The organism is Pyxidicoccus xibeiensis (genome assembly GCF_024198175.1).
Taxonomy (GTDB): domain Bacteria; phylum Myxococcota; class Myxococcia; order Myxococcales; family Myxococcaceae; genus Myxococcus; species Myxococcus xibeiensis.
Genome location: NZ_JAJVKV010000005.1, coordinates 1,033,764 through 1,053,444, shown reverse-complemented (window position 1 = coordinate 1,053,444; position 19,681 = coordinate 1,033,764). Strand labels below are relative to the sequence as shown.

Here is a 19,681-nt window from a genome sequence, read left to right as displayed (position 1 = left end):
GACACGTGATGACTCATGAATTCTTTGAAATCAAGAGTCCCAGGGATGTCGCACCTGAGTGGTAGGTCTCCGCCATGAGCACTGCTGAGTCACCGAAGCCCACCCCGCCTCCGCCCGGGCCGCGAGGTCTCTGGCCGCTCGGGCCCATCGTGGGCGCGACGTTGGACCCCCGTACTTTTTACGCGACGCTTCATCGCGACTACGGGGACATCGTCGGCTACCGGATTGCGCGTCACCGGTTCTACGTCATCAACGATCCGGACAGCATCCAGGCGGTGCTCGCGGGCAGGACATCTCTGTACCAACGACACGCCGCGCCAGGGACGCCGTCGCCCATCGTGGGCATGGGCCTCATCCGCAATGAGGGGGCGCCGTGGAAGAAGCAGCGCGGCCACATCCAGTCGTCGATGTCGAAGGAGCAGTCGGCGGCGATGATGGAGCCGTGCCTCGACGCCTTCGCGCGGCGCGCGCGCCCGTACGTCGAGCAGGGCCGGGTGGACCTGTTCCCCGCCGTCAAGCGGATGATGTTCGAGGGCATGGCCGCGGTGCTGGTGTCCGAGCCTCCCGGTGACGAGGTCTACGCGGATTTCTCCCGCGTCCTCGAGTCCATCGACCCGGAGGAGAGCGAGCTCACGAGAATCTTCCAGACGCTGGCGCTGGTCTTCACTCCTACCAAGATGCCGCCGCCCACGGGGCGCACGTCTTCGCTGATGAACGGGCTGCACGGCTGGGTGGATGGCCTGATTGCCCGACGCAAGGCCGCTCCGGCCGCGGAGCCCCGGGACGTGCTGGACCGGCTGCTCGCCGCGCGCGGTCCGGATGGCGCCCCGGCGATGGACGACCGCCAGCTGCGCGATGAGGTGGTGACGCTGTTCTTCACCAGCTTCACGACGCTGTCGAAAATCATCGGGTGGACGCTGTGCCTGCTGCACGCCCACCCCGACGCGATGCACAAGGCGCGCGCGGAGCTGGACTCCGTCTGCGGGGACGGGCTGCCACGGCCGGAGTCCCTTCCGGGCCTGCAGTACCTCACCTGGGCGTGCCAGGAGTCCATGCGCCTGATTCCGCCGCAGATGCTGCTCATCCGCTACCTCAACGCTGAGGATGTGCTGGGCGGCTTCCGGCTGGAGCCCGGCGCGCAGGTCCACGTCTGCACGTGGACCACGCACCGGCACCCTCGCTACTGGAAGGAGCCGGAGGCCTTCATCCCCGAGCGCTTCAGCCCCGAGCGTGCCGCGGAGCTTCCTCGCTGGCTGTACCTGCCGTTCGGCGGCGGGCAGCGGGCCTGCGTGGGCACCCACCTGAGCCTGGCGATGCTGCCCGCGGCGCTGGCCACCCTGCTGCAGCTGGCGGACGTGGACTTCACGGACGCCCGCGTCCCCGAGCTGGCTCCCGGCTTCACCATCCGGCCGAAGAAGCCGGTGGAGCTGCGGCTCACCCCGCGCGCCGCCGCCGCGGCCAGGGCCGTGGGATGAGCGCCCTCCTGTTGTTGCTCCGCGCATCGCGGGGCCGCTTCGTGCTCGCCATCGTCATGGGTGCGCTGTCGGGCGCGAGCAGCGCGCTGCTCGTGTCCCGCGTCAATCAGGCCGTCGCGGGCCAGGAGCCGGTGAGTCCGTCGCTGGTGCTGGGCTTCGCGGGGGCCGGGCTCGCGGCGCTGCTCACCCGGCTGGGGGCCCAGTTCCTGCTCAACGGGCTGCACTATGGCGCGCTCTTCGAGCTGCGGATGGCGCTGTGCCGCCGCGTCCTCGCCGCCCCGCTGCGCAAGCTGGAGGAGCTGGGCACGCACCGGCTGATGGCGTCGCTGGTGGAGGACGCCAACGCGGTCAGCGCGAGCCTGCTGCACCTGCCCAACCTGTTCATCAACGGCGCCATCATCGCCGCGTGCCTCGTGTACCTGGCCTGGATGTCGCCGCCGCTGTTCCTGGCCATGCTGGGGTTCATGGTGGGGGCCGTCGTCTCGTACTGGCTGCCCACCACGCGCACGTTCGGTCTGCTGGTGCGCTCGCGGCAGGCGCAGGACGCGCAGTACCAGAGCTTCCAGTCCCTGCTGGGCGGCCTCAAGGAGCTCAAGCTCAACGGCCGGCGCCGCGCGGCCTTCACGCGCACGGTGCTCGAGCCCTCGGCGCGGGAGCTGCGGCACCTGTCCACGCTCAGCTCCAACATCTTCTCCGCCACCGCCAGCTGGGGCGTGTTCCTCCACGTCATCGGCGTGGGCCTGCTGCTCTTCGCCGCCCCGTCTTTCGGGGGGATGAGCTGGGGGCTGGTGGTGGGCTACACGCTCGTCGTCCTCTACATGCAGCAGCCGGTGGAGGCCCTGATGGGGCTGCTCCCGCTGCTGGGCCGCGGCACCGTGGCGGTGCGGAAGATGGAGCAGCTGGGCCAGCAGCTGGCCGAGGCCGGCACCGACACGGGCCTCGCCGGCACCGAGCCGCGTGCCTTCCAGTCGCTGGAGCTGGCGGGCGTCACCCACACCTACCACCGGGAGAACGATGACCGGCCCTTCACCCTGGGCCCGCTGGATTTGCGGCTGGAGCCCGCGGAACTCGTCTTCCTGGTGGGGGGCAATGGCAGCGGAAAGACGACGCTGGCCAAGCTGCTGACCGGCCTCTACACGCCCGAGGGCGGAGAAGTCCGCCTGGACGGAGCGCCCGTCACCGGCGCGCGGCGCGAGCACTACCGCCAGCTCTTCTCGGTGGTGTTCTCCGACTTCCACCTCTTCGAGTCCCTGCTCGGCGTGGATGGCTCGGACCCGCAGGTGGTGCGCGAGGTGGAGCGCTCGCTGGCGCGGCTCCAACTGGACCGCAAGGTGCGCATCCAGGACGGCGCGCTGTCCACCACCGCGCTGTCGCAGGGGCAGCGCAAGCGGCTGGCGCTGCTCGCCGCGTACCTGGAGGACCGGCCCATCTACGTCTTCGACGAGTGGGCCGCGGACCAGGACCCCATCTTCAAGGACGTCTTCTACCGGGAGCTGCTGCCGGAGCTGAAGCGGCGAGGGAAGACGGTGTTCGTCATCTCCCATGACGACCGGTACTTCCCGCTGGCGGACCGCATCCTCCGGCTGGAGTCCGGGAAGCTGGCGTCCCTGGCAGAGCATCCCGGGGCGCAGCGCGTCTCCTTGGGGCCCGGATTGGCACGGCCCTGAGAGGGGCTCATCGACCGGCCGAGGTCTCGTGAAATACGGTCACTGCTGCCTATGAGCGGTTGGCCTCAAAGGGCTTCCTATACAGCCGCATCGGCTCGGGCACGTTCGTTCGCCGATGCTGCCAGCAGCATTCCGGGAGACTTTAGAGCCTGCTTTGGTAGGCCTCAGCTCTGACAGGCCGGCCTTGCCCCCTCGGTAGAACCCCCACGACAAAGAAACCGCATCGTCATTGGAAAAATAATGCATTGGCAGAATTGAGTTTATCGAGATCCATCCAATGCATTACTCGGCAATACTAGTTGAGGCTCAATGGCGAGCCTCGAGGTTTCACTCATTCACAGGAGTTCAAGTGAAGAACATCGTGCTGGTCGGCGCGCTCGTGTTCCTGGCGGGCGGTTGTGGTGGTGTGAGCGATGGACAGGCAGATGCGAATGAGCCGTTGCCGTCCGAAACGGATTCGACGAATCCGTCGGCGGATGCTGAGCCCGCTGAAACGCATGCAATGTGCAGCACCAACTCCTACGGAGTCATCTGGTCGGTTGCTGGAGTGTATAACCGGCCCAGCCACGGCGCCTATCACATCATGAACAAGCGCGCGGGCGACATCGTTACCGGGCCGACCGGCTGGGGTCACGTGGCCAACGAGGGGAATTACTGGACCAAGGTGTGGATCTACAGCGACCCCAGCTTCCGTGAGGGTTGGATCCGCGACGATGCCGTAAACTATCGCGGCTGCAACTAGCGCTCTTCACGGTCGCAAGGTTGATACCTGGCTGACGAAGGCGCGTGACGCGTCTATCTTCCTGAAGCCCCGCTGGGCGCCCGGTGTGCTGGGCGCCCAAGCCTGGGAAGGAGTGGGAGCTGTCTACCGCGAGCCACTGCCGGAGCTGAAGCGCCGGGAGAAGACGGTGGCGGCAGGTCCGCGGAGTAGAAGACCTTGTACTTCTGATAGCTCACGATGGGCCGGCCCTCGGCATCGAAGCCGACCTTCACGTTGTTGAGCAGGCCCTGGTTCGTCTGGCTGGGGTCACCACGGCGCGGGACGAAGTCGTGATGGGGAGGGGCACGTGGAAGCGATAGCGCCCGCGCCACACCGATTGCTGGCGGCCTGCTCGGCCATGAGCTCCGAGGTGCCCGAGAGCACCAGCTGGCCTCACGGATCGTCGTAGGCCGAGGCTCCTGAATAGACATGGATGCGCAGGGAGGCCGCGACGCCCTGCTGACAGGTCCAGCCATGCAGGAAGTACTGGTCTCCCTCGAGTACCATGCCCTCCAGCGTCCCGATGATGGCGCCGGGCTCGGCCAGTTCCTGGCCGGAGGGCTCCGCCGCGGACCAACCTGGCAGCAGCAGGACGGACAACACGATGAAGCGGAGAGCGGCCATGGAGCCTCCTCGATTCGTTGAGGTCCCCGGGCGACGGCCACCGAGCATGGGCATCGGAGCGCAGCGCAGCTTGTGCGCCCCGGGCCGGGCTGGCCCGGGGCAGGCTCACCCCTAGCTGGAGCGCCTTGCCAGCTCGGCTTCGATTTCCTCGTCGCTGAGGTTGGCCAGCTCATCCAGCGCGGCCTGGCTGGCGGCTTCCTCCAGCGCGGCCTGGTGGTCGGCGACGAGCTTCGCGAGCGCGGACACGGTGGCCGCCTCGAAGAGCTTCGCCAGGGGGACGTCGAAGTCGAACTGGGTGCGCAGGCGTCCCGCCACGCGGGTGGCCAGCAGCGAGTGGCCGCCGAGGTCGAAGAAGTTGTCGTGCAGGCCGACGCCTTCCACGCCCAGCACCTCCTGCCAGAGCGCAGCGAGCTGCTTCTCCAGCTCCGTCTCCGGCGCCACGTAGGGCGTCTTCGAGCGGCGTGCCTTGCTGGCGACACGCCCGCCCGTCGACTGCTGCGACGTATCGCGCTGGATCCACAGCTTCCAGCGCTGCTGCAGGTCGCCCGTGGCCACCACCACCTGACCATCCACGCCGAGCGTCGCCAGCCGGCGCACGGCCTCGGCGCCCTCCTGCGTCGTCATGGCGTACTGGTCCATGCTGGTGCGCACGTTGTTGTGCTTCGTCTCCTCCGGCCACGGGTCCCACGACGCACTCACCCAGCGCGTGCCGGGCCGTCCCGAGCGCGCCTGCGCGAAGGCGTCCATGAAGAGGTTGGACGACGCGTACGTGAGGTAGCCCAGGCCGCCCAGCACCGCGGCGTTGGAGGAGAACAGCACCACGAAGTCCACGGCCCGGCTGCGCAGCGCCTTCTCCAGCGCGTAGGTGCCGTACACCTTGGGGCCGAACTGCGTCTCCGACTCGCCGCGGCCGATGTCCGTCAGCGGGTTGTACAGCGAGGGGCCCTGGGTGACGCCCGCGCAGTGCAGCACGCCGTGCAGCGCGCCGAAGCGGGCCTCCACCTGCGCCACCGCCGCCTCCAACTGCGCCGCGTCCGCCACGTCCGCGCGCACCACCATCACCTCGGCGCCGCGCTTCTCCAGCTCGCGCACGCTGGCAATCTGCCGGGACACCTTGTCGTCCGCGGAGTGCGACGCCAGGTACGCGTCCCACTCGGCGGGGGCGGGCATCTCGGAGCGGCCCAGCAGCGCCAGCCGCGCGTGCACCGTCTCAGCGAGGTAGTTGGCCAGCAGCAGGCCCACGGCGCCCAGGCCACCGGTGATGAGGTAGACGCCCTTCTCGCGCAGCGGATGGGGCGGCTCGCCCTCCGCGTCCAGGCGCATCGGAGCGAAGTGCTGCGCGAAGCGGTGGTTGCCGCGCCACGCCACCACCACGTCCTTCGGCTTCTGGCTCAGCTCGGCCAGCAGCCGCGAGGCCACCTCCGCCACGCCGTCCGACAGGGGCTCGGGCGCGATGATGTCGATGCAGCGCGTGCTGACGTGCTCCTGCTCCTGCGGAATCACCTTGCAGGGGCCCAGCACGGTGGCCTTCTCGGGCAGCGCGTGGTGCTCGCCCTCCAGGTCGTGCACGCGGTTGGTCACCACCTCCACGCGCACCTGCCGCGAGGTGTCACCCTTCGCCAGCGCCTGCCCCAGGTGGAGGAGGCTGTAGTAGCCGGTGTCCTGCGCCTTGCGGAAGAGTTCCGGGCTGGAGACACCCTCGCCCTGGGGCGTGAGGCTCCACAGGTGCACCACCGTGGACGCCTGCAGCTCCTGGTCCGCCAGGTCCTTCCACAGCGTGGCGTAGTCGCCGGGCTGGCGCGGGTCGAGCGCGTACCGGCGCTCCGCATCGCGCATGAAGGCGGTGCCCGGTCGCACGCGCACCACCTCCTGGTTCGCTTCCTCCAGGCGGCGGCACAGCGCCTCGCCCACGCCCAGGCCGTCCACGAAGACGACCCAGCAGCGGCGCTCGGCCAGCGCCTTGCGGTCCAACGCTGCCGGAGCCGTGCGCCGCCACGAGGGCACGTGGAACCACTCCGCCATGTCCACCAGCTTGCCCTGCGGGCCCTGCGCCTGCGCCGTGGCGGAGCGCTCGGCCGGAGCGACCCAGAAGCGCTGGCGCTCGAACGGGTAGGTGGGCAGCGGCACGCGGCGGCGCGCCTGGCCCTCGTACAGGCCCTCCCAGTCCACCTCCACGCCCTCCAGCCACAGCCGGCCCAGCATGGTGAGCACCGCGGCGGGGACCGGCGTCGTGTCACCCGGGGCGGGCAGCGACGCCAGCACCGTGCGCGTGCCGGTGGAGCCCGCCAGCGCGCGGGCCGCCTCCAGCAGCACTCCAGGCGAGCCCACCACCAGCAGCACCCGCGTGGCCTCCTTCACCAGCTCCCGCAGCCCGTCCGTCACGCGCGAGGGCCGGCCCGCGGCCTCCAGCCACGTCGCGGCGCGAGTGGCTTCGGCGGCGGTGAGCAGCGCGCCCGTGGCGGCCGAGTAGAGCGGCACCTCCGGGGCCTTCAGCGTGTGGCCGTTCAGCACGGGCTCGGCGCCACCCGCGCGCGCCACGGCCAGCGTCAGCGCATCCTCCAGCGGCAGCACGCCCGCGAGGCACGCGGCGACCAGCTCGCCCATGCCCTCGCCCAGCAGGGACTCCGGCTGGACGCCCCACGCCATCCACAGGCGCGCCAGCGCATACGGCTCCACGAAGTGCGCGGCGGCGGCCACCGGGCCGGTGAGGGCGGGGCGGCCGCCGTCGTCCGGGTAGAGCGCGGTGCGCAGGTCCAGCCCCAGGTGCTTCTGGAGCAGCTCCGCGCACCGGTCCACCTCCGCGCGGAAGGCGGGCTCGGAGCGGTAGAGCGGCTCCAGGTGCGCGCCGACGCCCGCGTCGGAGAAGAGGAAGGCCACGGGCCGGTTGCCCGTCTCGTGCGCGCCGGTGAGGACGCGCTGGGGCTCGGCCATGCGCAGCACGCGCGCGGCATCCCCGGAGTCCTTCACCACCACCAGCCGCCGGTGCGCGTGCGCCTTGCGGCCCACCTGGAGCGTGTACGCCACGTCCGCGAGCGCCGCCTCCGGGTGGTCTTCAAGGTGCTGAGCCAGCCGGGCCGTGGCGGTGTCCAGCGCGGTGTGGCTGCGCGCGGAGAGGACGAGCAGCTCCCACGGCCGGCCGGGCGCGGACGGAGGAGCGGGCGGGGCCTCCTCCAGCACGATGTGCGCATTGGTGCCGCCGATGCCGAACGAGCTGACGCCCGCGCGACGCGGCGTGCGGCCCTTCGCCCAGGGCTGCAGCGAGGTGTTCACGTAGAAGGGCCCGCTGTCGAAGTCGATCTGCGGGTTGGGCGACTCGAAGTGCAGGCTGGGCGGCATCTGCTGATGCTTCAGCGCGAGGATGGCCTTGAGGAGGCTGGCGCTGCCGGCCGCCGCGTCCAGGTGGCCCACATTGGTCTTCACCGAGCCGATGGCCACCGAGCGCTTCCCGCGCGTCTTGCTGCCGAAGGCCTTGGTGAGGGCGCGGATTTCGATGGGGTCGCCCAGCGCGGTGCCGGTGCCGTGCGCCTCCACGTAGTTGATGGAGTCCGCCGGCACGTCGGCGGCGGCCAGCGCGTCCTTGATGACGGTGGCCTGGCCCTGCACGCTGGGCGCGGTGAAGCTGGCCTTCACGGAGCCGTCGTTGTTGATGGCCGAGCCCTTGATGACGGCGTGGATGGTGTCGCCATCGGCCAGCGCGTCCTCCAGCCGCTTGAGGACCACCAGGCCCACGCCGCTGCCGAAGATGGTGCCCGCCGCCTTCGCGTCGAAGGCGCGGCAGTGCCCGTCCGGGGACATGATGCTGCCGTACTGGTAGAGGTAGCCCACCTTCTGCGGCACGTTGATGGCCACGCCGCCGGCAATCGCGAGCTGGCACTCGTCGGCGAGCAGCGCCTGGCTGGCCAGGTGGAGCGCCACCAGCGACGTGGAGCACGCAGTGTGGACCGAGTACGCCGGGCCGCGCAGGTTGAGCCGGTGCGCCACGCGCGTGGTGAGGAAGGCCAGGTCGTTGCCCAGGCCAATCTCGAAGGGGTCCAGCCCGCCCACGGCGGCCTGGTTGGAGAAGAGGTTGAAGACGTAAGTGTCCGTGCGCGCTCCGGCATAGACGCCCACGCGGCCCCGGAAGCGCTCGGCGTCATAGCCGGCGTTCTCGAGCGCCTCCACGGCGCACTCCAGGAAGACGCGCTGCTGCGGGTCCATCACCTCCGCTTCCTTGGGGGTGACGCCGAAGTAGCTCGCGTCGAAGAGGTCCGCGTCCTCCAGGAAGGCAGCGGCCTTCACGTAGTTCGGGTCGCTCCGGATGCCGGGCGAGTCGAGCGCGCTGGCCTCCAGGTCCGAGTCCTTCAGGAAGGTGATGGACTCCACTCCGTCGCGCAGGTTGCGCCAGAAGGCTTCCAGGTCCCGTGCACCCGGGAAGCGCCCCGCCATGCCGACGACGGCGATCTCCAGTCCCGTGGTGCCCGTGTTGGACGTATCTGCGGCCATGTCTCTCTCCCGCGAACCGCTCAGGTGTCTTGTTTCCGGGCGCGCTGTTGCTTCAGCGCCGCCCTGCGCCGCTGCTGCCGGGCGCTGTCGTCATCACTCTCTTCGTCCGCGGTGCCCTCGTCGCCAGTCCCGGCCGACAGGCCCACCCGGCGGACCAGGTCCTCGATGAGGTGGCGTGCCTTCGCGGCGCCATGCTCGGAGCGGATGCCCTCGCCCAGCCGGGCCGCCGCCTCGCGGTGGTGCCCGCCGGTGAGGACCGTGTCGAGTGCCCCCGCCAGCCGCTCCGCGCTCAGCTCGCCGATGGGCACGGCGGCGCCGCCGCAGCCCAGCTCCTGCACCAGCTCGCCCCAGGTGAACTGGTCATAGGTGTGCGGCACCACGACCTGCGGCACGCCCGCGCGGAAGGCCGCGCCCGTCGTCCCGGCGCCGCCATGGTGGACGACGCAGGCCACGCGAGGCAGGAGCCAGGCGTGGGGCACCTGTCCGAGCGCCCGCACCGTCGGGGGCAACGGCCGCTGTCCCAGCCCGCTCCACCCGTGCTGGATGAGCGCCCGCCGCCCCGCGCGCACGGTGCCCTGCACCAGCGCGTCCGTCAGCGCGGCCGGGTCCTCGTGCGTCATGCTGCCGAAGGTGATGACCACCGGCGGCTCGCCCGCGTCCAGGAAGGCGGCCAGCTCCGCGTCCGGCGTGAAGTGGGGCTCGTCGAGGAAGAAGTAGCCGACGGTGTGGTGGTGCGGCGGCAGGTCGGTGGGCGGCGGCCGCACGTGCCGGCTGAGCGCCGTGAGCACCAGCTGCGGCGACAAGCCGTCCACCAGCGGATTCTCCAGGGGCGGCAGGCGCAGCGAGTCCCGCAGCGGATTCACCAGGGCGCGCACCGCTGCCTGGAAGGCGGGATTGCCGCCGCCGCTGCCGCTGTGCTCCACCAGCACGGTGACGAAGGGCACATGCGTCACGTCGTGCACCATGCGCGCCGCGGGCTGCACCCGGCCGCTGACGAGCACGTCCGCGCCCCGGCACACCGCGCGCAGGTCCTCGAACATCTTCGGCAGCGCCTCCATCAGCGGCTGGAAGAGCTGGAACATGCCTCCGGCGGACTGGAGCACGTCGGGGGCCGCCATCATCGCCTGCGTGATGCCGCTCTGCGCCTGCCGCAGGTCCGGGCCCACGGGGGCGAAGTCGATGCCGTGGGACTCCGCCATCGCGCGGTACGAGGGCGCGGCGGCCAGCACCGGGTGGTGGCCATGACGTTTCAGCTCGACGGCCAGCGCCAGGAAGGGCTGGACGTCGCCGAGGGTACCGAAGTTGGTGAGGACGGCTCGCATGGGGGTGTGGGGAGCGAGGGCGGTCGCTAGCTGCCGGCCTCAGCGTCCTCGTCGTCGTCGGCGCGCCGGCGTGAGCGCTGGCGCTGGAGGTTCTGCTTGCGGCGCTGGAGCGCGGACTCCCGCTCCTCCGCCTCGGTGGCCGCCGCGCCAGGGCCTGCCTCGGGAGGCGCGAGCAGCGCGGCCAGGGCCTGCACGGTGACGCCTTCGTAGAGGCTGGAGGCAGGCACGTCCACGCGCAGCTTCCGCTTGAGCCGGTCACTGAGCTGCACGGCGATGAGCGAGTCACCGCCGAGCTCGAAGAAGTTGTCCTGCGTGCCGATGGGCGCCACGCCCAGCGACTGCTGCCACAGGTCCACCAACGTGCGCTCCAGCTCGGTCGTCGGCGCCACGTACGCGCTGCGCAGGCTGGCGGGGCGCGCGTGCAGCGGGCGCGCGGAGGTGTCGACCTCGGCTCCCGCCGGTGCGGACGGTGCCGCCTCGCGGGGAGCCACCCAGCGGCTCAGGCGTGCGGCCAGGTCATGCGTGGACACCGCCACGTAGGGGCCGGTGGCATGCGCGAGCGCGCGGGTGAAGGCCTCGGCGCCCTGCTCGGGCAGGAGGGCCAGCCGGTCCAGCTCCGCGCCGCGCGTGCCGGGGTGCGCGCCATAGTCCTCCACGCGCACCACGTCCCAGCCCAGGCTCAGCCAGCGGCGTCCCTCGCGCGAGCGGGCCTGGGCGAAGGCGTCCTGGAAGAGGCTCGCGGCCGCGTGCGCCACGGTGGCCACGCCGCCCAGCACCGCCGACACCGACGAGCCCACTGCGCGGAAGTCCAGCGGCCGGTCACCCAGCGCCGCGTCCAGCATGGCCAGGCCCCGCGCGCGAGGCTCGAAGTGCCACGCGCTCACGGCGTCATCCGTCTCGGAGACGAGCCGCGCTACCCGGTCCGGGGGCAGCCACGCGCCATGCACCACACCGTGCAGCGCGCCGAAGCGCGCCACCGTTGCGTCCACGGCCGCCCGCATCGACTCCAGTTGGCCCAGGTCGGCCTCCAGCACGGCCACCTCGGCGCCCAGTGTCTGCAGCGCCTTCGCACGGCGGATGCGCTGCGCGAGCGCGTCCGTGGCGGGGTGGGCGGCGAGGTACGCGTCCCACGTCTCCTGCGCGGGGAAGCCGGGGGCCTCCACACAGGACAGCTTCACGCCCGTCGCACCCTTCGCGAGCGCCAGGGCCTGCATGGCCCCCATGCCGCCCAGGCCATGGGTGACGAGGTACACGCCGCCGTCCCGCACCACGGGGTGGGAGGCGGGGGGCAGCCGCACCGGCTCCACGGACTGGGCCCAGCGGTGCTGTCCGCGCAGCGCGACGACGGCATCCGAGCTGGAGGCGCGCAGCTCGGCGCGCAGGGCCCGCACGGTGGCCTCGGACAGCTGCGCGCCGTCGGCGGGCAGCACGACGTCCACGTTGCGGAAGGTCAGGTGCGGGTGCTCCTGCGGCACCACGCGGCAGGGGCCCAGCAGGGTGGCCTTCTCCGGGGCCAGCACCTCGTCGCCCGTCACGTCATGCAGGTGGTTGGTGACCACCCAGACGCCCACCGGCCGCTCCGGCGCGTGCTCGGCCAGCGCTCGCGCCAGGGCCACCAGGCTCTGGTAGCCGAGGGGCAGGGCGTGGAGGAAGGAGGCGGGAAGCTCGCGGGTGAGGCTCCACAGGTGGAGCACCGCGTCCGGGAGCAGGCCCGTGTCACGCAGCGCGCCCAGCAGCAGCCCGAAGTCGGAGACCGAGCCTGGCGCCACGGTGAAGTCCCGCTCGCCATTCCGGGCGAAGCCCAGGCCCGGCCGGACGCGCACCAGCACGCGCTCTTCACCGAGCCCCGGCGGCTCCGAGGCCAGCACGGCCTCGGCGGCGGGCACCGCGTCCTCGAGGACCAGCCAGACGCGGCGCGAGGTCTCCTTCGCGGCGGCCACGGGCGGCAGGGGCGCGCGCTTCCAGGACGGTACGTAGAACCACTGCTCCATCGGGAGCTGTGCCTGCGGCGTGGCGCTGTCACTCGCGGCCTGCACGGTGGGCGCAGGCGCCTCCGCGGCGGGCTCCACCCAGAAGCGCTGCCGCTCGAAGGGGTAGGTGGGCAGCGGCACGCGGCGGCGGCGCTCCGTGCCGTGGAAGCCCTTCCAGTCCACCGTCGCACCCGCCTGCCAGAGCCGGCCGAGCGTCTCGTACGCGAGCGGCGCGGCCCCTGGCTGCGCGGTGTCCTGCGGCGGAGGCATGGAGGGCAGCACGGCGCGCGCCGGTGTGTAGCCCGGGTGCCGCTTCGCCAGCCGGCCGAGCACCTGGCCGGGGCCGACCTCCAGCAGCACGCGCTTGGGGTCGGAGAAGAGGGCGTGCAGGCCGTCCGCGAAGCGCACCGCGCCGCGCAGGTGCTGGGCCCAGTAGCGCGGGCTCGTCGCCTGCTCGGCGGTAATCCAGGTGCCGGTGACGTTGGAGACGAAGGGCAGGGTGGGCGGCTTCAGCGGCACCGCGGCGACCTGGGCGGTGAAGGCGTCGAGGATGGGGTCCATCATCGACGAGTGGAACGCGTGCGACGTCACCAGCACGTGGCTCTGCACGCCCGCGTCCTTGAGTTGCTTCTGCACCGCCTCCACCGCCGCGTGCGTGCCGGACAGCACGCACTGCATCGGCGAGTTCATGGCGGCCAGGCTCAGCCCGGAGGCGAGGTAGGGCTGCACCTCGTCCTCGGAGAGCGGCACCGCCAGCATGGCGCCGGACGGCAGGCCCTGCATCAGCCGCCCGCGCGCGGCCACCAGCTGGAGCGCGTGCTCCACGGTGAGGACACCCGCCAGGCACGCGGCCACGTACTCACCGATGCTGTGGCCCAGCATCGCGGCGGGCTTCACGCCCCAGGACATCCACAGGCGCGCGGTGGCGTACTCGAGGACGAACAGCGCGGGCTGGGTGAGCGACGTCTGCGCCAGCTTCTTCCCGCACTCCTCGGCGGCCTCGGGCTTGGGGTACAGCACCGTGCGCAGGTCCAGCCCGTCCAGGTGCCGCTTCAGGACTTCCGCGCACCGGTCCACCTCGGCGCGGAACACCGGCTCCGACTCGTACAGCGCGCGGCCCATGTCCACGTGCTGCGAGCCCTGGCCGGGGAAGAGGAAGGCCACCGGCCGGTCCACCGCGTCCTGGGACTCGGTGAGCACGCGCGCGCCCTGCGGCTGCGACAGCGCCTCCACCGCGTCCTCCGCGCTCTTCACCAGCACGAAGCGGCGGTGCGCGAAGCGCTGGCGTCCGGCCTGGAGCGTCCACGCCACGTCGGCCAGGTTCACGCCCGGCTGACTCCGCAGCGCGTCCGTGAGGCGCTGCGTGGCGGACTCCAGAGCCGTGGGCGTGCGCGCGGAGACGGGCAGCAGGTGCCACGTACGACGCGACGGCGCGGTGGCCGGGAGCCTGGGGGCCTCTTCCAACACCACGTGCGCGTTGGTGCCGCCCACGCCGAAGGAGCTGACGCCCGCGCGCCGGGGCGAGGCGCCAGCAGGCCAGGGCTTGAGGGCGGCGTTGACGTAGAAAGGGCTGCCGTCGAAGTCGATGGCGGGGTTGGGCCGCTCGTAGTGGAGGCTGGGCGGAAGCTCGGCGTGCTCCAGGGCCTTCACCGTCTTCAGCAGGCCGGTGACACCGGCGGCCGCGTCCAGGTGGCCCACGTTGCCCTTCACCGAGCCGAGCGCGCAGAAGCGCCGCCGCTGGGTGGTGGCGCGGAAGGCCTTGGTGAGCGCCTGCACCTCGATGGGGTCGCCCAGCGGCGTGGCGGTGCCGTGCGCCTCGATGTAGCTGATGGCGTCCGCGTCCAGACCGGCCGCGGCGAGCGCCTCGGCCACCACCTGCGCCTGCCCTTCCACGCCAGGCGCCGTGAAGCCCGCCTTCAGCGAGCCGTCGTTGTTGATGGCCGAGCCCTTGATGACGGCATGGACGGTGTCTCCGTCCTCCACCGCGGCGCGCAGCTTCTTGAGCACCACCACGCCCGCGCCGCTGCCGAACAGCGTGCCCTGGGCCTTCGCGTCGAAGGGCCGGCAGCGCCCGTCCGGGGACGCCATGCCGCCGTCCGCGTGGCGGTAGCCGTGGAAGAAGCTCACGTTGACGGACGCGCCACCCGCGAGCGCCATGTCGCACTCGCCGTTGAGGATGCTCTGGCAGGCCTGGTGCACCGCCACCAGCGACGTGGAGCACGCGCTCTGCACGGTGTGGCTCGCGCCGCGCAGGTTGAGCTTGTACGAGACGCGGGTGGCCAGGAAGTCGCCGCCGTTGCCGATGTTCACCTGCACCGGCTCGAACGACGCGAGCATGCGCGGGTTGCGCGCCAGGTTCATGAGCAGGTACGTGTTGAGCGTGGCGCCGCCGTACACCGACACGGAGCCCGGGTAGTCGCGGGGCGAGTAGCCCGCCTGCTCCAGGGCCTCCCAGCACACCTCCAGGAAGACGCGGTGCTGCGGGTCCGTCAGCTCCGCCTCGCGCGGCGGCATGTCGAAGAAGGCCGCGTCGAAGGACTCCGGCTCCGGCAGCACGGCCGCGGCGCGCACGTAGGACGGGTCCTCCAGCTGCTCCTCGGGCACTCCGGCCGCGCGGCACTCCTCGCGGGTGAAGTGGCTGATGGACTCCACCCCGCCGCGCACGTTGGCCCACAGCTCGGCCACATCCCGTGCGCCTGGGAAACGTCCGGCCATGCCGATGATGGCGATGTCGGCGTCGTCGATGTCCAGCGGCAGCTTCGTGTCCACGTCAGTCACTCCTGAATCTCGTAGCTCGTGAGGCGGGGGCGGACGACAGGCCGTCCCTACTCACGGCGGCTGCGCCGCTCCCTTCGCTGGGCGCCGCGGCTCTGGCTGGCCTCGAAGGTAGGAGGCTCCACGGCGGCCGTCTGTCCCAGCTTTTTCGCGAGCGTGGCCACCGTCGGCGCCTCGAAGACGGAGGTGAGGGGGACGTCCCGCCCCAGCTCGCGCTTCAGCCGCCCGACAATCTTCAGCCACAGGAGCGAGTTGCCCCCCAGGTCGAAGAAGTTGTCGTGGATGCCCAGCTGCTCCAACCCCAGCTGCTCCTGCCACACCCGGGCCAGGGCGTGCTCGACTTCGTCGGTGGGCGCCACGTACTCGGTGCCCAGCGTGGGCCGCGCATGCAGTGCGCCGCCCGCGGAGTCCTTCTTCGCCGCCGCGCCCTCGCGCCGCACCCACTGCGCCAGGCGCGCGTCCAGGTTGCCGGTGGACACCACCACCTGCCCGGCGAGCGGCAGCTCCACCACGCGGCGGAAGGCCTCCAGCGCCTCGTCGCGGGACATGGCGAACTGGTCGATGCTCGTCTGCACCGCGCGCTCGCCCTCGGCGGCCACCGGCCACCCGTCCCAGTTGGCGCTCAGCCAGCGCGACTGGCCGTCACGCGAGCGCGACGCCGCGAAGGAGTCCAGGAAGGCGTTGGCCGCGCCGTACGCCGCCAGGCCCAGGCCGCCCAGCACGGCGGCGTTGGAGGACACCAGCAGGACGAAGTCCAGCGTGCGGCCCGCCAGCGCCGCCTCCAGCGCGTACGTGCCATGCACCTTCGCGCGGAAGTGGGGCGCGCAGGTGGAGGGGTCCAGCCCGCCGAGCAGCGCCACCGCGCCGTCTCCCGCGAGACCGGCCGCGTGGATGACGCCATCCACCGTGCCGAAGCGGGCCTCCGCCTCCGCGAGCGCCGCGCGAAGCTGGGCTTCGTCCGCCACGTCCGCGCGGACCACCAGCACCTCCGCGCCCAGGGCCTCCAGCGCCTGCACCGCGCGCTGGCGGCGGCCATCCGCGTCCGCAGCGCCCGAGCGGCCGACCAGCACCAGCCGGGCCTGATGCGTGCGCGCTAGGTGCTCCGCCAGCAGCAGGCCCACGCCGCCCAGGCCGCCGGTGATGAGGTACACGCCGCGTGCCTTGAGGGGCCGTGCCGCCGGGGCATCTGCCTCCAGGCGCTGCGGCTCGTACGTCTGCACATGCCGGTGCGCGCCGCGCCAGGCCACCACGGGCTCGTGGGAGCCGGACGTCACCTCGCGCAGCAGCGCGTCCGCGGCCGTCGCCACCGGGGCGCGCAGGTCCACGTAGCGGCAGGCCAGGGTGTCCTGCTCCTGCGCGATGACCTTGCACAGCGCCGCCAGGGGGGCGCGCTCGGGAGCCACCGCGTCCGCGCTCTCCACCTCCAGCGCCTCGCGGCCCACCACCGTCAGCTCCACCGTACCGGCCAGCTCCGCGCCGGCCAGGGCCTGCGACAGCCGCAGCACGCCGAAGTAGCCGCGCTCCTGGGCCTCCTCGAAGCGCGCTCCGGCGGGGAGTGCCGCCGCGTCCGGGGGCACGTCCAGGCTCCACAGGTACACCACGCGCTCCAGCTTGAAGTCGCGCGCCTTCAGCGAGCGCAGCACGCTCGAAAGGTCCTCGCGCTCGCGCGGGTCCACGGTGAAGTGGTGCTCCGTCTCCACGTTGAAGCGGGTGCCGGGGCTGACGCGCACGACGGAGTGGCCCTGCCGCTCCAGCCGGTCCGCGAGCGCCGAGCCCACGCCGCCCGCATCCTGGAAGACGAGCCAGCCCCGCGGCTCCACCGGGCCCGCCTTGGGCAGCGGGAGCGGCGCGCGCTGCCACGAGGGCAGGTAGAACCAGCCCGCCACGTCCGCGCTCTTGCGCGCCACGCCCTTGCGGCGCGACGAGGCGGCCTCGGGCGCGAGCCAGTAGTCCTGGCCTTCGAAGGGGTAGGTGGGCAGCGGCACGCGCAGCCGCCGGGCGCCACCGTGGACGGCGCTCCAGTCCACCTCCAGGCCCGCGGCCCACAGCCGGCCGAGCGCGGTGGTGAGGAACTCGTCGTCGCCCATCGGGTCCTGCGGGTGGCGCAGCGAGGACAGCACCGCGGGCGCCTTGGGCCCCGTGAGCTGCAGCCGCGCCAGCGTGCCCAGCGTACGGCCCGGGCCCACCTCCACGTAGACGCGGCCGGACTGCGCGGCCAGCGTGCGCACGCCGTCACCGAAGCGCACCGTCTGCCGCAGGTGCCGCGTCCAGTACGCCGGGTCCACCGCCTCCTCGGGCGTCATCCACGTGCCGGTGACGTTGGAGACGATGGGCAGCGACGGCGCGTTGCGCTTCAGCGTCCCGACGAATGCCTGGAAGCGCGCCAGGATGGGCTCCACCAGGTGCGAGTGCGCCGCCACATCGATGGGGATGTGGCGGAACTCCACCTCGCGCTTCGTCAGCTCGGCGGCCAGCGTCTCAATCGACTCCACCGTGCCGGCCACCACGCACTGCGACGGGCCATTCACCGCGGCCATCGACAGCGTGGCACCCAGCATCGGGCGGACCTCGGCCTCGGGCAGCGGCACGCTCAGCATGCCGCCACCGGGCAGTTCCTCGAACAACTTGCCGCGCAGCACCACCAGCGCCAGCGCGTCCTCCAGCGAGAAGATGCCCGCGAGGCACGCCGCCGCGTACTCGCCCAGGGAGTGGCCGATGAGCGCCTCGGGCTTCAGGCCCCAGGACTGCCACAGCTGCGCCTGTGCGTACTCCACGGTGAAGAGGGCGGGCAGTGCCAGCGAGGTGCGCTTGAGCTTCTGCACCGCGTCCGCCGCCTGCGCCGCGTCCGGGTACATCACCGGCCGCAGGTCGAAGCCCAGCCGGGGCCGCAGCAGCTCGCAGCACTTGTCCACCGCCGCGCGGAAGACCTTCTCGGAGGCATAGAGCCCCCGGCCCATGTCCGGGTACTGCGCGCCGCCGCCGGGGAACATGAAGACGGCGCCAGGCGCGGTGCTGCCCGGGGCCAGCGTGAAGGTGCGCTGCGGGTCCTTCGAGGCCAGCGTGCGCAGGGCGTCCTCGCGGCCCTGGCACACCACCACGCGACGGTGTTCCATGGGCTTGCGGCCCGCCTGGAGCGTCCACGCCACGTCCGCGAGCGCCTGCTCCGGGTGCGCTTCCAGGTGCGCCAGCAGGGCCGAGGCCTGGGCCTCCAGCGCGGAAGGCGTCTTCGCGGACATCACCAGGAGCTGCCACGGCCGCGCCGCGTCGCCAGGCTTCGTGGCCGGCGCCTCCTCCAGGATGACGTGCGCGTTGGTGCCGCCGATGCCGAACGAGCTGACGCCCGCGCGCCGGGCCGTGGTGCCCTCGGGCCAGGGCTTGAGCGAGGCGTTGACGTAGAAGGGGCTGCCCTCGAAGTCGATGCGCGGGTTGGGCTTCTCGTAGTTCAGGCTGGGCGGCAGCTCGCCGTGCTCCAGCGAGAGCACCGTCTTCACCAGGCCCGTGACACCGGCCGCGGCGTCCAGGTGGCCCACGTTGGTCTTCACCGAGCCCAGGCCGCAGAAGCCGCGCTTGTCGGTACCGGCGCGGAACGCCTGGGTGAGCGCCTGCACCTCCACGGGGTCACCCAGCGGCGTGGCGGTGCCGTGCGCCTCCACGTAGGTGATGGAGTCTGGCGACACCTCCGCCACGGCCTGCGCGCGGGCGATGACCTCCGCCTGGCCCTCCACGCCGGGGGCGGTGTAGCCCACCTTCACCGCGCCGTCGTTGTTGATGGCCGAGCCGCGGATGACGGCGTGAATCGTGTCGCCGTCGTTGAGCGCGTCCTCCAGCCGCTTGAGCACCACCACGCCCGCGCCGCTGCCGAACAGCGTGCCCTGGCCCTGCGCATCGAAGGCGCGGCAGTGGCCGTCCGGGGAGGTGATGCCGCCCTCCTGGTAGTGGTAGCCGGTGCGCTGCGGCATGTGCACGGACACGCCGCCCGCGAGCGCCACGTCGCACTGGTAGCCCAGCAGTGCCTGGCAGGCGAGGTGCGTGGCCACCAGCGACGTGGAGCAGCCCGTCTGCACGGTGAGGGCAGGGCCCTTGAGGTTGAAGTGGTAGGCCACGCGCGTGGCGAGGAAGTCCTTGTCGTTGCCCACCATGGCCGGGAAGGTGTCCTCGGCCTGCTGGAACTCCGCGCGGGTGAGCAGGTTGAAGAGCAGGTAGCTGCTCAGGCTGGAGCCGGCATAGACGCCCGTGGCGCCAGGAATCCGGCCCGGCGCGTAGCCCGCGTGCTCCAGGGCCTTCCAGGCGCACTCCAGGAAGACGCGGTGCTGCGGGTCCAGCAGCTCGGCCTCGCGGGGTGCGTAGCCGAAGAAGGCCGCGTCGAAGCGGCCGGGCCGCTCCAGCATCGGCTGGGCGCGCACGAAGTTCGGGTTGGCCAGCCAGGCCGGGTCCACGCCCAGCGCCTTGAGCGCGTCATCGCCGAGAAAGGAGATGCCTTCCTTGCCACCGCGCAGCAGCCGCCAGAACGCGTCCACGTCCTCCGCGCCCGGGACTCGCACGGCCATGCCGACGATGGCCACCGCGAGTCCCGCATCTCCTTCGTACTCCGTCTGACGGCCCATGA

At 72.1% G+C, this 19,681-nt stretch carries 8 protein-coding genes; 3 read left to right on the top strand and 5 right to left on the bottom strand.

The window, feature by feature from the left end; genetic code table 11:
- Positions 1 to 74 precede the first annotated feature (74 nt).
- The 3 genes from LXT23_RS26720 (at position 75) to LXT23_RS26710 (ending at position 3,884) form a co-directional block, all read left to right on the top strand.
- Positions 75 to 1,475, top strand: coding sequence for a cytochrome P450 (locus LXT23_RS26720; protein ID WP_253983118.1), 1,401 nt, complete (start codon positions 75 to 77; stop codon positions 1,473 to 1,475).
- Complete coding sequence (locus LXT23_RS26715; protein WP_253983117.1) at positions 1,472 to 3,142, top strand: cyclic peptide export ABC transporter; 1,671 nt, start codon at positions 1,472 to 1,474, stop codon at positions 3,140 to 3,142. Before LXT23_RS26720 ends, LXT23_RS26715 begins: the two co-directional genes overlap by 4 nt.
- Positions 3,143 to 3,491: 349 nt before the next feature.
- Positions 3,492 to 3,884 (top strand): hypothetical protein, encoded by a 393-nt coding sequence (locus tag LXT23_RS26710; protein ID WP_253983116.1) that lies wholly within the window; start codon positions 3,492 to 3,494, stop codon positions 3,882 to 3,884.
- Positions 3,885 to 4,295: 411 nt separating this feature from the next.
- On the opposite strand, the gene LXT23_RS26705 is transcribed toward LXT23_RS26710, so the two are convergent.
- The 5 genes from LXT23_RS26705 to LXT23_RS26685 all read right to left on the bottom strand — a co-directional run bounded on the left by LXT23_RS26705 (position 4,296) and on the right by LXT23_RS26685 (position 19,679).
- Positions 4,296 to 4,526 (bottom strand): hypothetical protein, encoded by a 231-nt coding sequence (locus LXT23_RS26705; RefSeq protein WP_253983115.1) that lies wholly within the window; start codon positions 4,524 to 4,526, stop codon positions 4,296 to 4,298.
- A gap of 111 nt (positions 4,527 to 4,637) precedes the next feature.
- The gene (locus LXT23_RS26700) at positions 4,638 to 9,008 is read right to left on the bottom strand and encodes a type I polyketide synthase (RefSeq protein ID WP_253983114.1); all 4,371 of its coding nucleotides are present in this window, start codon (positions 9,006 to 9,008) and stop codon (positions 4,638 to 4,640) included.
- Between the two features lie 20 nt (positions 9,009 to 9,028).
- Positions 9,029 to 10,330, bottom strand: coding sequence for a glycosyltransferase (locus tag LXT23_RS26695; protein ID WP_253983113.1), 1,302 nt, complete (start codon positions 10,328 to 10,330; stop codon positions 9,029 to 9,031).
- 26 nt (positions 10,331 to 10,356) lie between these two features.
- Positions 10,357 to 15,069, bottom strand: coding sequence for a type I polyketide synthase (locus LXT23_RS26690; RefSeq protein ID WP_253983112.1), 4,713 nt, complete (start codon positions 15,067 to 15,069; stop codon positions 10,357 to 10,359).
- A 56-nt stretch (positions 15,070 to 15,125) separates the two neighbouring features.
- Entirely contained in the window at positions 15,126 to 19,679 is a 4,554-nt protein-coding gene (locus LXT23_RS26685; RefSeq protein ID WP_253983111.1) for a type I polyketide synthase, read from the bottom strand.
- Between the last annotated feature and the right edge of the window lie 2 nt (positions 19,680 to 19,681).

Bases quoted from the DNA above. Each gene is read 5' to 3' on its own strand.
- LXT23_RS26720 (WP_253983118.1), top strand. From the start codon at position 75: ATGAGCACTGCTGAGTCACCGAAGCCCACCCCGCCTCCGCCCGGGCCG.
- LXT23_RS26715 (WP_253983117.1), top strand. From the start codon at position 1,472: ATGAGCGCCCTCCTGTTGTTGCTCCGCGCATCGCGGGGCCGCTTCGTG.
- LXT23_RS26705 (WP_253983115.1), bottom strand. From the start codon at position 4,526: ATGGCCGCTCTCCGCTTCATCGTGTTGTCCGTCCTGCTGCTGCCAGGT.
- LXT23_RS26700 (WP_253983114.1), bottom strand. From the start codon at position 9,008: ATGGCCGCAGATACGTCCAACACGGGCACCACGGGACTGGAGATCGCC.
- LXT23_RS26695 (WP_253983113.1), bottom strand. From the start codon at position 10,330: ATGCGAGCCGTCCTCACCAACTTCGGTACCCTCGGCGACGTCCAGCCC.
- LXT23_RS26685 (WP_253983111.1), bottom strand. From the start codon at position 19,679: ATGGGCCGTCAGACGGAGTACGAAGGAGATGCGGGACTCGCGGTGGCC.